Raw genomic sequence first — 14,011 nt, 5'->3', positions numbered from 1 at the left:
GACTGGGGGTTGAAGTCATGAAACAGAGAAAAGTACCGCTGCGCAAATGTGTGGCGTGTCAGGAAATGATGCCGAAAAAACAGCTGATCCGGGTTGTAAGAACACCTGAGGGTGAAGTCCAGATCGACTTAACCGGCAAAAAGTCCGGACGCGGGGCTTACTTGTGCGGCAGTGTAAACTGCTTTAAACTGGCTCAAAAGACAAAGGCGCTTGACCGGGCGCTCAAGCATCCAATAGCACCTGAGATCTATGAACAGCTGGCACGGGATTTTGTATCCGTGGAAGATGAATTCCAGTCCGCAATGAGTACGGATGACGAACAATAAAGCATTGTCCGGCCTCGGTCTGGCCATGCGGGCAGGAAAAGTGGTATCCGGCGATGAGATTGTTCTCAAAGCCGTCCGGTCCTCCGAAGCACAGCTTGTTATCATTGCAAAAGATGCTTCGGCGAATACTCAGAAGAAATTCCGCGATAAATGCGGATCGTACAAAATCCCTCTCGTTATAGGATTCAACCGTGAAGAGCTTGGCGCTAGTGTCGGCAAACCGGAAAGGGTGGTGCTGGCCGTTACAGATCAGGGATTCGCGAAATTGATCTTGAAGCATGTGGGGATAATGTCGGAGGTGGAGTATATTGAGTAAACAAGAAAGCAAAGACAAACTGCGAGTTTATGAATACGCCAAATCACTGAACATGAGTAGCAAGGAAATCATCACGATTCTCAAAAGGCTGGATGTACCGGTTAACAATCATATGAGTGTAATGGAGAATGACTCCGTAGCTAAGGTGGAGAAGTTCTTTAAAGATATTAAGTCCAATGCCGCTGCCAAACGCGGCGGCGACAGTTCCGCTCCGGCTTCTGCACCACAGACGGCGAGTATCTCGTCCGTGCAGAAGGAGAGCACCAAAGAGGGGGCCGACCCGCGGGAGGGCGGCCGTGATTCCAGTGAAAAAGGAAATCACGAGAGCACAATTGGATCGGAACAATCAAAAAAACAACAGGAAAAGCAGGTAGGTATGAATAATAGACCAAATCACAACAATAACAATGGCGGCAGCAGTAATGGCAGCGCTGGCAACACTCGTTCGCAGGGCGGACAGGATCAGCGCAGAAACAATAACTCCCAGTCCGGTCAGGGCGGAGCTCAGGGTAATCGTACCCGCAGCCCTCAGCAGGGCAGCGGTTCGAACACTTCTTCACGTCCGCAAGGCAGCGGCCAAGGTGCAGCATCCCGTCCACAGGGCGGCGGTCAAAGCACAGCTTCCCGCCCGCAAGGCGGACAGCGCAGCAGCAATCAGGGCGGCAGCCCGGTAAGAAGCGATAACCGTTCCGGCGGAAGCAGCAGTACAGGCAGTAACAACAACCGCGGCGGACGTGGCGGCCAAGGTGGTCAAGGCGGTGGTAACAACAACCGCGGCGGCGGACCGAGACGTGACAACGACAACCGTTATGGCGGCGGACGCGGCGGCAACAATCGCGGCGGACGCGGTAATAACCGTAACGGCCGCAACAACTCCCAGCAGCCGCCTCGGGAGAAGATTGACAATACGCCGAAGAAAATTATCGTTCGTGGTGAGATGACAGTAGGTGACATGGCGAAGCTGCTTCACAAGGATGCTTCCGAGGTCATTAAGAAGCTCATCATGATGGGCGTTATGGCTACGATTAACCAGGAACTTGACATGGACACGATTCTGCTGCTTGCAGGGGAGTTCGGTGTTGAGGTTGAAGTGAAAATCCCTGTAGAGGAAGATAACTTCGAAACAGTGGAAGAGAACGATGATCCTGCAGATCTGACGACTCGCCCGCCAGTTGTTACTATTATGGGTCACGTTGACCATGGTAAAACAACACTGCTTGACGCCATCCGTTCGACGAACGTAACCGGCGGTGAAGCAGGCGGTATCACTCAGCATATCGGTGCTTATCAGGTTGAAATCAATAACAAGAAAATTACTTTCCTGGATACACCGGGTCACGAAGCTTTTACAGCGATGCGTGCCCGTGGTGCGCAGGTAACGGATATGACGATTATTGTGGTCGCAGCTGATGATGGTGTTATGCCGCAGACGGTAGAAGCCATCAACCATGCTAAGGCAGCAGGACTGCCAATTATCGTAGCCGTGAACAAAATCGATAAACCGGATGCCAACCCGGATAAAGTAAAACAGGAACTCACCGAGTATGAGCTGGTACCGGAAGAGTGGGGCGGCGACACGATTTTCGTCAACGTTTCTGCGAAGCAGAGAATGGGTCTGGAAGATCTGCTTGAAATGATTCTGCTCGTTGCAGAAGTGAATGAGTACAAAGCTAACCCTGACAAGCGTGCTCGTGGTACGGTGATCGAAGCCGAGCTGGACAAAGGCCGCGGTTCTGTAGCACGGATTCTGGTTCAGAATGGTACGCTCAAAGTCGGCGATGCATTTGTAGCAGGTAACTGCTTCGGACGTGTACGGGCGATGGTCAGCGACAAGGGACGTCGTCTTAAGGAAGCCGGCCCATCCACACCGGTTGAGATTACCGGTCTGACTGAAGTGCCGCAGGCTGGCGATCCATTCATGGTATTCGAGGACGAGCGCAAAGCCCGTGCCATTGCCGACCGCCGTGCGATTACTCATCGTCAGAGCGAGCTGGGCAGCAACACCCGTGTCACACTGGATGATCTGTTCAAGCACATCAAGGATGGCGAGATCAAAGATCTGAATGTCATCATTAAAGGTGACGTCCAAGGCTCTGTTGAAGCCCTTAAAGGTTCACTGGCCAAAATCGACATCGAAGGCGTCCGCGTCAAAATCATTCACAGTGGTGCCGGTGCTATCACCGAATCCGATATTATTCTGGCAGCTGCATCCAATGCGATTGTCATCGGCTTTAACGTTCGTCCTGACAACCAGGCGAAAGCAACAGCCGATTCCGAGCAGGTTGATATCCGTCTGCACCGGGTAATCTATAATGTAATTGAAGAGATTGAGCAGGCCATGAAGGGCATGCTGGATCCGGTCTTCAAAGAAAATATTATCGGCCATGCCGAAGTGCGTAACATCTTCAAAGTCAGCAAAGTGGGTACAATCTCCGGCTGTATGGTTACGCAGGGCAAAATTGCACGTTCGGCTGAAGCGCGCCTGATCCGTGACGGCATTGTCATCTTCGAAGGCAAGATCGACTCCCTGAAACGTTATAAAGATGATGCGAAGGAAGTAGCGCAAGGTTACGAGTGCGGTATTACTTTGGATGGCTTTAACGACGTGAAGGAAGGCGACGTGATCGAAGCGTTCGTCATGGAAACGGTAGAACGCTAAGTAGAGAGGTGAACATCCATGGCTAAAATACGCACAGGACGTGTAGGCGAGCAGATTAAGAAAGAGCTCAGCCTGCTCATCCAAACTGAACTCAAAGACCCTCGTGTCGGGTTTATTACCGTCACGGGCGTTGATGTCACCAATGACTTGTCCCAAGCCAAGATTTATCTGAGTGTGCTGGGTGATGAAGAACAGAAGGACAATTCCCTGAAAGCTCTGGCGAAGGCGAACGGCTTTTTGAGATCGGAGCTCGGCAAGCGGATCCGTCTGCGTCATGTGCCGGAGCTTATCTTTAAGATTGACGAATCCATCGCTTACGGCAGCCGGATTGAGAAGCTGCTTAGTGATATCGGAACGGACGAGAGCAAGTGAACTGAATGTAAAGGAGACGGCCATGCAGACTTATGAACAGGCGCTTCAACAAGGGAAAGATTTTCTTTTGGAGCATGATGATTACCTGATCGTATCGCATGTACAGCCGGACGGAGATGCAGTCAGCTCCACCTTAACGGTGGGCTGGCTTCTCTCATGTCTGGGCAAAAAATTCACCATGCTGAATGAGGGGCCGATCCCGCAGCGGATGCATTTTTTGTGGCATGCAGACCAAATTGTCAATATGAGTGAGCAGCCGCTGGACCGCAAGTTTAATGCGGTTATCTGTGTGGATTGCGCAGATTTTCAGCGTGTAGGTCTCACGGAAAACTATTTTGCCGAGAATGCTGCTATCCTAAATATCGATCATCATCCGACGAACAACGGGTACGGGTCAGTGAATGTGATTAAACCTGATGCTGCCGCTACGGCTGAAATTCTGTTTGATCTGCTGGAGATGATGGATGTTCCGGTGGATCAGGCTGTCGCTACAGCCATCTATACCGGACTGCTTACCGATACGGGGGGCTTCCGTTATTCGAGCACGTCGCCGAAAGTGATGGCAGCTGCTTCTCGTCTGCTGGGTTATGGTGTGGATGGACCTCATTTGGCAGAAACACTGCTCGAAGGAATGACGCTTTCACAAGTCAAAGTGTTGAAGCGTGCTCTGGATACGCTCGCATTGAGTGAAGACGGTAAAGTCGCCTGGGTTTATGTCACCCCGGAAGACATGATTGCAACTGGAGCAGCCAATGAAGATCTTGAGGGCATTGTAAATTATCCGCGGAACATTCATGGGGTAGAGGTTGGGATCCTGTTCAAGCAGATTAATGACAATGCCGTCAAAGTCAGCATGCGCTCTGCAGGTAAGGTAGATGTAGCTGCTTTGGCCCATGCTTTTGGCGGCGGCGGGCATGTGCGTGCCGCTGGCTGCAGGCTGGACGGCAGACTGGATGAGATCATTCCGAGAATGGTAGAGCAGGTGAGAGCCGAGTTATGAGCAACTATGAAGGTGTACTGCCAGTCATGAAGCCTGCCGGCTTTACCTCCCATGATGTTGTGGCCAAAGCGCGCCGTATTCTGGGAATGAAGCGGATTGGACACACCGGAACCCTGGATCCCCAGGTGACGGGTGTGCTGCCGCTTTGTCTTGGCCGGGCTACCCGTGTCGTGGAATACATGCAGGAACTGCCCAAAGAATATCACGCAACTGTTCGATTGGGTTATGCGACGGATACGGAGGATGCCACGGGAACCATTACCGAGCAGGTAGACAAGGCATCGGTGTCCAAACAGCAGGTGCTGGATGTAATGGCGACGTTTGTAGGTACGATTTCACAGGTTCCTCCCATGTACTCGGCCCTTAAGATCGACGGCAAACGATTGTACGAGCTTGCCCGTGAAGGCAAGACCGTGGAGCGGAAGAGCCGTGAAGTGACGATCTACGAGCTGGAAATGACGGGTTTTGACGACAGCGGGGCGTATCCCGAAATTTCTTTTCGTGTGCTATGCTCCAAAGGTACATATATCCGCACCTTGTGCGTCGATATCGGCCGCTCGCTCGGGTATCCGTCCGTGATGCTCAAGCTGGAGCGTACGATGTCTGCCGGTATTCCACTGGGAAGGTGCCTGACATTCGAAGAAATTCAAAGATGCGTGGATGAAGGTACCCTGAACTCCTATCTGATTTCTGCCGATCAGGCGGTTTCCCATCTGCCGGCCCATACGGTGCACAGCAGTAAGGCGGCCGCGGCGCTGCAGGGGCAGCGGCTGTCCGGAGCCGTCGTGGAGCCTAGAGTAGAGGACAGCGGATTGATCCGTCTGTACCGTGAAGATGGTATTTTTCTTGGACTGTATTCCAGGGAGGAAGACAGTGGTGCTGTCGTTCCGGTCAAGGTTTTTCTACCGGAGTAATCCGAGGCGAATCTAAGCACAATCTATAGTGAAGAATTGCAGGTGATCAAGGATGATAACGATATCACTGCGCAGTCCGCTCAGTCAGGATATGCTGGAAGCGGCTGCCAAACCGCAGGTCATGGCGATCGGCCAGTTCGATGGAATTCATTTGGGGCATGCGAGTGTCATCCGAACCGCCATTGAGCTTGCGCAGGAACAGGGCTTGCAGTCCTCTGTCATGACTTTTCACCCTCATCCCAAGGAAGTGATGGGGAGAGGAGAGTATGAAGGTTATTTGACGCCGCTTGCCATGAAGGAGAGGATTCTGGCAGATATGGGCGTGGATGTGCTGTATCTCGTTGAATTCAGTGATGCTTTCTCGCATATGACCCCGGCCGAATTTGTTGAGATGTTTCTCCTTCAGCTTCAGGTCAGAACGGCCGTAGTCGGCTTTGACTTCCGCTTCGGACACCTGGGCGAGGGGGATGAAGCCAGACTTCGGGAGCTGGGCAGCGGGAGAATGCATGTTATAACCGTTCCGCCACTAGAGATGGATGGCGAGAAGGTCAGCAGCTCCCGAATTCGAGCCTCTCTGCTGAGAGGCGAGCTTGAACAGGCCAACCGCTGGTTCGGTCGTCCGTATACACTGCGGGGAACTGTAGTGGACGGCGAGAAGCGGGGGCGTACGATCGGTTTTCCAACGGCCAATATAACTCTCGAGGATCGTTTTGTCGTTCCCGCCAAGGGCGTCTATGCTGTGAAAGTTCAGGCAGGAGACCGGAAGCTGCTGGGGGTTATGAATGCCGGCGTGAAGCCGACCTTCCACGATGGGGAAATGAAGCCTTCCTTTGAGGTTCATTTGTTTGATTTTTCCGAGCAGATTTATGGGGAGATGCTTACTGTAGAGCTGATCCGGTTCATTCGTTCCGAGCGTAAATTCGGTTCGGTAGACGAGCTGATTGTACAGATTCGTGAAGATGCGAAGGAAGCCAAAACTCTGCTGACATCCGGCAGGGGATAGAGGTTTACTTTGTCCTGCCCAGTGTGCTATACTAACTAACGTTGTGATTCCACAACGTGAACCTTAGCTTGGTTGTCCGCTCTCACCGGCGGCTACGAGGCTAATGGCGATTATAATGAAGGAGGTGAACAGGATGGCATTGACTCAAGAGCGCAAGCAACAACTGATCGCTGAGCACCGTTCGCACGAATCTGATACAGGTTCTGCTGAAGTGCAAATTGCTATCCTTACGGAAAACATTGTTAACCTGCAAAGTCATTTCCGTATGCACAAGAAAGATCATCATTCCCGTCGCGGATTGCTGAAAATGGTTGGTCAACGTCGTAAGCTTTTGGCTTACCTGAAGAAGACTGACGTTAAACGTTACAGTGCTTTGATCGAAAAACTCGGACTGCGTCGTTAATCTTCGCAGATTCGTACCAAAAGCAACCTGGTTGTTCACCCGCTGTCCCGTCAGGGACGTCGGTCTGCAGCCGGGTTCTTTTTTCAGACAAGGGTATAAAGGGTTCAGCTCCGGAAGGAGCTTTTCTTTTGCAAAGTTTTATGAATCATTGTCAAGCAGGAAATACTGGTTAGATGGAGAAACATAACAAATTGAATTGAAGGAGGGATTTCATGGAACACCGTGTAGAAATGCAGCTGGGCGGCAGACCTCTGATTCTGGAGACAGGCCGTTTGGCGAAGCAGGCGAACGCTGCAGTCACCGTTCGTTACGGCGAAACCGTCATTTTGTGTACCGTAACAGCTTCCAGCGAGCCGAAGGATTTGGATTTTTTCCCGCTTACCGTGAACTATGAAGAACGTCTGTATGCAGTAGGTAAAATTCCGGGAGGTTTCATTAAGCGTGAAGGTAGACCAAGTGAGAAGGCCATTCTCGCAAGCCGTCTGACAGACCGTCCGATTCGTCCGCTGTTCCCGGAAGGATTCCGTAATGATGTACAAGTACTCAACCTGGTGATGAGCGTAGATCAGGACTGTGAGCCTGAGATTGCTGCGATGATCGGGACTTCGGCTGCTCTGAGCATTTCCGATGTACCTTTTAACGGACCGATTGGCGGCGTAGCTGTTGGCCGCGTGAATGGTGAGTTCGTGATCAATCCGAATATTGCCCAGCAGGAAGCCAGTGACATCTATGTCGTGGTTGCCGGTACAAAGGATGCCATCATGATGGTGGAAGCGGAAGCGAATGAAGTTCCTGAAGAAGTGATGCTCGAAGCGATCATGTTTGGTCATGACGAGATTAAAAATATTGTTGAAGTGATTGAACAGCTGGTAGAGATTGCCGGTAAAGAGAAAATGCAGGTTAAACTGCATGCTGTTGATGATCAGGTGAACAGTGAAGTCCGTGCTTATGCAGCCAGCCGTCTGGTTGAAGCTGTTAAAATCGCGGAAAAACATGCTCGCCAGGAAGCGATCGATGCAGTTAATGAAGACACGATCGCTCATTTCGCTGATCTGTATGTCGAAACACCGGAATGGATGAAGGACGTCAAGGAAGTTCTTTACGATATCGTCAAGGAAGAAGTACGCCGTCTAATCACTCATGACAAAGTGCGCCCTGACGGACGTAAATTGGACGAGATCCGTCCTATCGACTGCGATACCAGTCTGCTGCCTCGCACACACGGCTCAGGTCTGTTCACACGCGGTCAAACGCAGGCGCTTAGCGTATGTACACTGGGTGCGCTGGGTGACGTCCAGATTCTGGACGGCATTGATCCGGAAGAAACCAAACGTTTTATGCACCACTATAACTTCCCTCCGTTCAGTGTAGGTGAAGCTAGACCGCTCCGTCCGCCGGGACGCCGTGAAATCGGCCATGGCGCATTGGGCGAACGTGCATTGTCCAAGGTGATTCCTTCAGAAACGGATTTCCCTTACACGATCCGTCTTGTATCCGAAGTTATTGAATCGAACGGCTCTACATCCCAGGCAAGTATTTGCGCAAGCACGCTGGCCATGATGGATGCAGGTGTACCTATCAAAGCTCCGGTTGCCGGTATCGCAATGGGTCTCATTAAGGATGCCGATCATGTATCCATTCTGACTGATATTCAAGGGATGGAAGACCATCTCGGCGACATGGACTTCAAGGTTGCAGGTACTGCTGAAGGCGTAACAGCAATCCAGATGGATATCAAGATCGACGGAATCGACCGCCAGATCCTGAATGAAGCACTGCGTCAGGCAAGAGAAGGACGGATGTTTATCCTTGGCAAAATGAATGAAGTTATTCAGAAGCCGAGAGAGCAATTGTCCCAATATGCTCCTAAAATTCTCACCATGCATATCAATCCGGACAAAATCCGCGATGTCATTGGTGCCGGCGGTAAAATCATCAATAAAATTATTGAAGAAACCGGCGTGAAAATTGATATCGAGCAGGACGGCCGTGTCTTTATCGCTTCCTCCAACCAGGAGATGAACGAGAAAGCCCGTTCCATTATCGAAGGCATTGTCAAGGAAGTTGTCATTGGCGAAATTTACGTAGGTACAGTTAAACGGATTGAGAAATTTGGTGCGTTTGTTGAGATTTTGCCGGGCAAAGATGGTCTTGTGCACATTTCCCAACTGTCTACAGAACGTGTAGGAAAAGTGGAAGATGTGGTTGCGATCGGAGATACCATTACGGTTAAAGTTACGGAAATCGATCAGCAGGGCCGCGTTAACCTGTCACGCAAAGCGGTTTTGACTGCAGAAGCTCCATCCAATTCCTAATCCACACAACAGCATAGAGCAAGAGAGCAAAGAGGCAGAAATTACATTCTGGCTCTTTTTTTATTTTTGGACGAACTTTGCCAGACATCGATCATAGGCTGTATCCTTCCTTCATAAAATGTGGACAAACGGATGTGGAAGGATGAAAGCCTGCATGAGGGGAAGAAAGTGGGGAACGATTGTCGCCGGGGTGTCAGCTGCACTGGTGATCGGCTACTTCGGCGGAGTACGAGAGTACGCAAATTCGGTACGCACCGCGCAGGGAGATGTTGTGCCGACCGTACTGCTGCAAGCGGAGAGCGGTGTACAGGAACAATCCAAGAATGAAGCGCTTTTGGCTTCCATTCAGAATGAAGCAGCCAAGCGGCGGATTGAACCGGTAGATGCGGTCGTGGACAGGGTTTGGAAGGCCATCCCTGGCTATAATGGCAGGGAAGTCGATGTAGAGGCGACCTACCGTCAGGCTGTAGAGAAGGCAGTCAAGGCGGGCGAGCCGATATCGTACATTTACCGGGAGATTGAGCCAAAGACCAGCCTGAAGGATCTGGGGGCAGAGCCGACTTACCGGGGAAACCCGAAGAAGCCGATGGTCTCTTTGATGATTAATGTGGCCTGGGGCAATGAGTACATCGAACCTATGCTGAATGTGCTTGACCGGGAGCAGGTAAAAGCGACGTTCTTCCTGGATGGAAGCTGGCTCCGCAAATATCCGGAGATAGCAAAACAGATCCAGAGCCGCGGCCATGAGATGGAGAACCATGCGTACAGTCACCCGAACATGAGCCGTGTCAGCCGCTCCCGAGCTGTTCAGGAGATCCAGAAGACCCAGCAGCTGTTAAAAGATACTCTGGGCGTGGATAACAAATGGTTCGCGCCGCCTTCCGGTGACTTTAATCAGGCTACGGTTGATATTGCCGCCGAGTTAGGACTCCGAACAGTGCTGTGGACCCTGGATACGGTGGACTGGAAGCATCCTGATCCGTCATCTGTTGTTGCAAAGATTGCTAAGGGAGTTGAGCCAGGTTCACTCATCCTGATGCACCCGACAGATTCTTCTTCAGCAGCACTTCGAGGCATGATTGATGCCATCAAGAAAAAGGGTCTCAAGCTGGGGACTGTGAGCGAGACTTTGTCTTCAGCGAGAGTGGAAGCATCTGCGGTTGAGTGAGCAGGCATTTTCTGATAGGATGAAATTTCAGGGTAAATGATCATAAGCTGGCCTCTTGCCTCTTTCGACCTGTTTGATTGATGCAGAGTGCTGATACTGCAATAGTTCTAGGAGGGCCAATTCGTGGAAAAAATTCAGTTAAAAAATGGCCTGAGAGTGGTCATGGAGAAAATTCCGACCTGCCGTTCCGTATCCTTCGGTATTTGGGTCAAGACAGGCTCACGTAACGAAGAGCCGGTCGTCAACGGAATCTCTCATTTTATCGAGCACATGATGTTTAAAGGAACCGAACGTTATGACGCTAAAGCCATCGCAGAGCAATTCGATGCGATCGGCGGTAATGTTAATGCATTTACATCAAAGGAATACACCTGTTACTATGCCAAGGTGCTGGATGAGCATCTGCCGATAGCTGTAGATGTGCTGTCTGACATGTTTTTCCATTCTCAGCTTGATGAGACCGAGCTGGCAAAGGAGAAAAACGTAATTCTCGAAGAGATCTCCATGTACGAGGATACTCCGGATGATCTGGTTCACGACCTGGTTTCACGTGCCGCCTATGGAGACCATCCGCTGGCATATTCTATTCTCGGGACAGAAGAGCGGCTCGCGCCGATGAATGCCACGCATCTTAGAGAATATATGAACCACCATTATACGATCGAGAATACGGTCATCAGTGTTGCAGGCAACATCAACGATGAATTAATTGAACTGCTGGAAAAATACTTTGGTCATTTTGACGTCCATGGCAGCACGGGAATGCTGGAAGTTCCTGATTTTCATGGTGATTTACTGTTCCATAAGAAAAAAACCGAGCAGAATCATATATGTATGTCGTTCCCTGGCCTTGCCATCGGACATGACAAGCAGTACGCCATGGTTCTGCTGAATAACGCAATCGGGGGCGGTATGAGCTCCAGACTGTTCCAGGAAATTCGCGAGAAGCGCGGCTTAGCATACTCCGTTTATTCCTACCACAGCTCTCATGCGGACAGCGGTCTGTTCACCATCTATGCAGGAACTGCGCCCAAGCAGACCCGGGATGTGCTCGATTTGACGAAAGAGCTGCTGCATGATGTGGCAGTGAACGGTCTGACAGAGAGCGAGATCCGCAAGGGCAAAGAGCAGCTGAAGGGCAGTCTTATCCTTAGTCTCGAAAGCACGGGCAGCCGTATGAACCGTCTGGGCAAAAATGAACTTATGCTGGGCCGACACTATACACTGGATCAAATGATCGAGAACATTGAAAAAGTGACCATGGCTGATGTGGATGCTGTGCTTAATCAGATGTTTGCGGCTCCTTTTGCCTTGTCCATGGTGGGCTCCTCGGACAAAGCCATCTCGGATGTAAGGAGGGATGAGCTTGTCGTACTCCGTGGAAATTAAGCGTCTGGAAGGCAATGAGGACATCGAGCTGCCCCGTCAGATGTCTGAGCTTGCTGCAGGCTTTGATCTGCATGCAGCTGTAACAGAAGATCTTGCGCTCGAGCCAGGTCAGCGTAGGCTCATTCCGACGGGTTTTGCGATGGCTATGCCGGCCGGACTGGAAGCCCAGATCCGTCCGCGCAGCGGTCTGGCATACAAGCACGGAATCACCTGTCTGAACAGCCCGGGGACGATTGATGCCGATTACCGGGGCGAAGTGAAGGTGCTGTTGATCAATCTGGGGCAGGAGACTTTCGTGATCTCCAGAGGCGAGCGCATTGCCCAAATGGTGTTCCAGACCGTGCCTGCCATAGAGTTTGTACCGGTTGAGGTTCTCAGCGACAGCGTCCGCGGCGCAGGCGGCTTCGGCCATACCGGCAAATAGCAGAACCAAAATCAAACCCAATATAAGATTCCTTAGGAAAATAGATACCCGAGAACCATCTCTCCACGAGAGATGGTTTTTTTGTGGCTGTCAATCACCCCCGGCGCCCGCCTGCATAAGATGTGGCATACAGTGACTCGGGAAGGGGTGACATCCTGATGCTAACAGGGATCCGCATCACGGTTCTGGGCGGAGATGCGAGGCAGATTGAAGTCATACGCAAATGTCTGGAAATGGATGCCGCAGTAACGATCACCGGTTTCGACCGGCTTCAGAATCATCTGCCTGGTGCCGTGCGGGAGGAACTGACGGTCCAGCTCATGCGGGAGACAGATGCATTGGTGCTGCCGGTCGTCGGGTGTGACGATCAAGGTAACATTAATGCTGTTTTTTCTGAATTTCCGCTGCAGCTGCTGGATGAGCATATCGCAGCACTTCCGGAAGGAAGCGTCGTTTATACGGGAATGGCACGGGGATTTCTGCGGGAACTTGCCGGTAAATACAAGGTTAAGCTTGTCGAGCTGCTGGAGCGTGATGATGTAGCCATTTATAACTCGATTCCGACGGCAGAAGGCGCGGTCATGATGGCGATCCAGAACACGGACTTTACAATCCATGGATCCAAATGCATTGTGCTCGGTATGGGACGGACGGGATTTACCATGGCGAGGACCCTGCAGGGACTGGGAGCTGATGTCAGGGTTGGCGTAAGGCGGGAAGCGGATGCAGCGAGAGCGCTCGAGATGGGCTGGAACCCTTTTATGACAAGGGATTTGGCTGTTCAGGCGAGTGAGGTTGACTTGCTTTTTAACACAATTCCGACTATGATAATCACAGCACAAATCCTATCCAAGATGCCCCAAAGGGCAGTCATTATCGACCTTGCCTCCGCTCCAGGAGGGTGCGATTTCCGCTATGCCGACAAGCGCGGCATCAAGGCCATACTGGCTCCCGGACTTCCCGGAATCGTGGCTCCCAAGACGGCTGGTGTCATCATTGCGAATACGCTGGTACAGCTGCTGCTGGAAGATGAGAAGATTCGGAGGGATGGGGAATGAATTGGCAGGGTAAAACGGTAGGCTATGCGATTACGGGCTCCCACTGCACATTTGAAGAGGTTATGCCTGTAATTAAACGTTTTGTAGATGAAGGGGCTAAGGTCATACCGATTATTTCCAATTCGGTATTAACAACCAATACCCGCTTCGGCGCGGCTCAAGACTGGCAAAAACAGTTGAAAGATATAACAGGGAATGATATTATTTCAACAATTGTCGAGGCTGAACCGCTGGGTCCGTCCAACGTGATGGATGTGCTTGTGATTGCGCCTTGCACAGGCAATACAACAAGCAAGCTGGCCAACGCCATGACTGACAGTCCTGTGCTGATGGCGGCGAAGGCTCATATGCGCAACCAGCGTCCGCTTGTTCTCGCTATTTCAACAAATGACGGGCTAGGATTAAACGCGGCTAATATAGCTAAGCTGCTGGTAGCCAAACATATTTATTTTGTTCCTTACGGACAGGATAATCCGCAAAAGAAGCCCAACTCGCTGGTGGCTCAGATGGAGTTGATCCCCGAGACGGCTTATGCAGCGCTTGAGGGCAGGCAAATTCAGCCGATGCTGGTCTCTCGATTTTCATAATGATCAAACCTGCGAAGCATCCGACTGCCTGATTGGCGCGGGTGCTTTCAGAATAGTATTGGTTCTCAGAAGGAGAG

General features: G+C 51.3%; 14 protein-coding genes. All 14 read left to right on the top strand.

Annotated elements, in window-relative coordinates:
• The first annotated feature begins 17 nt into the window (after positions 1-17).
• The 14 genes from rnpM to Q5741_RS05055 all read left to right on the top strand — a co-directional run bounded on the left by rnpM (position 18) and on the right by Q5741_RS05055 (position 13,934).
• The gene (gene rnpM / locus Q5741_RS05120; RefSeq protein WP_305022987.1) at positions 18-326 is read left to right on the top strand and encodes an RNase P modulator RnpM; all 309 of its coding nucleotides are present in this window, start codon (positions 18-20) and stop codon (positions 324-326) included.
• Positions 313-642 (top strand): YlxQ family RNA-binding protein, encoded by a 330-nt coding sequence (locus tag Q5741_RS05115; protein ID WP_305022986.1) that lies wholly within the window; start codon positions 313-315, stop codon positions 640-642. The genes rnpM and Q5741_RS05115 overlap by 14 nt, the downstream gene beginning before the upstream one ends.
• Entirely contained in the window at positions 635-3,301 is a 2,667-nt protein-coding gene (gene infB, locus Q5741_RS05110; RefSeq protein WP_305022985.1) for a translation initiation factor IF-2, read from the top strand. The genes Q5741_RS05115 and infB overlap by 8 nt, the downstream gene beginning before the upstream one ends.
• Positions 3,302-3,319: 18 nt before the next feature.
• Positions 3,320-3,673 carry a 30S ribosome-binding factor RbfA gene (gene rbfA / locus Q5741_RS05105; protein ID WP_305022984.1) on the top strand — a complete coding sequence of 118 codons (354 nt, stop codon included), beginning with the start codon at positions 3,320-3,322 and terminating at the stop codon, positions 3,671-3,673.
• A gap of 22 nt (positions 3,674-3,695) precedes the next feature.
• Entirely contained in the window at positions 3,696-4,673 is a 978-nt protein-coding gene (locus tag Q5741_RS05100) for a DHH family phosphoesterase (RefSeq protein ID WP_305023335.1), read from the top strand.
• Entirely contained in the window at positions 4,670-5,587 is a 918-nt protein-coding gene (gene truB / locus Q5741_RS05095; RefSeq protein ID WP_305022983.1) for a tRNA pseudouridine(55) synthase TruB, read from the top strand. The genes Q5741_RS05100 and truB overlap by 4 nt, the downstream gene beginning before the upstream one ends.
• Positions 5,588-5,639: 52 nt before the next feature.
• Entirely contained in the window at positions 5,640-6,590 is a 951-nt protein-coding gene (locus Q5741_RS05090) for a bifunctional riboflavin kinase/FAD synthetase (RefSeq protein ID WP_305022982.1), read from the top strand.
• Positions 6,591-6,723: 133 nt separating this feature from the next.
• Complete coding sequence (rpsO, locus tag Q5741_RS05085) at positions 6,724-6,993, top strand: 30S ribosomal protein S15 (RefSeq protein WP_305022981.1); 270 nt, start codon at positions 6,724-6,726, stop codon at positions 6,991-6,993.
• Positions 6,994-7,205: 212 nt separating this feature from the next.
• Entirely contained in the window at positions 7,206-9,308 is a 2,103-nt protein-coding gene (gene pnp / locus Q5741_RS05080; RefSeq protein ID WP_305022980.1) for a polyribonucleotide nucleotidyltransferase, read from the top strand.
• Between the two features lie 154 nt (positions 9,309-9,462).
• Positions 9,463-10,476 (top strand): polysaccharide deacetylase family protein, encoded by a 1,014-nt coding sequence (locus Q5741_RS05075; protein WP_407074316.1) that lies wholly within the window; start codon positions 9,463-9,465, stop codon positions 10,474-10,476.
• A 123-nt stretch (positions 10,477-10,599) separates the two neighbouring features.
• Entirely contained in the window at positions 10,600-11,865 is a 1,266-nt protein-coding gene (locus Q5741_RS05070) for a M16 family metallopeptidase (RefSeq protein ID WP_305022978.1), read from the top strand.
• Complete coding sequence (dut, locus tag Q5741_RS05065) at positions 11,837-12,289, top strand: dUTP diphosphatase (protein WP_305022977.1); 453 nt, start codon at positions 11,837-11,839, stop codon at positions 12,287-12,289. The genes Q5741_RS05070 and dut overlap by 29 nt, the downstream gene beginning before the upstream one ends.
• Positions 12,290-12,447: 158 nt before the next feature.
• On the top strand, positions 12,448-13,347 hold the full coding sequence (gene dpsA / locus Q5741_RS05060; protein WP_305022976.1) for a dipicolinate synthase subunit DpsA: 900 nt from the start codon (positions 12,448-12,450) through the stop codon (positions 13,345-13,347).
• Positions 13,344-13,934 carry a dipicolinate synthase subunit B gene (locus Q5741_RS05055; protein ID WP_305022975.1) on the top strand — a complete coding sequence of 197 codons (591 nt, stop codon included), beginning with the start codon at positions 13,344-13,346 and terminating at the stop codon, positions 13,932-13,934. The genes dpsA and Q5741_RS05055 overlap by 4 nt, the downstream gene beginning before the upstream one ends.
• Positions 13,935-14,011: the final 77 nt, after the last annotated feature.

The sequence above is a fragment of the Paenibacillus lacisoli genome (assembly GCF_030580655.1).
GTDB classification, from domain to species: Bacteria; Bacillota; Bacilli; order Paenibacillales; family Paenibacillaceae; genus Paenibacillus; species Paenibacillus lacisoli.
This window is presented reverse-complemented; position numbering and strand designations above follow the sequence as displayed.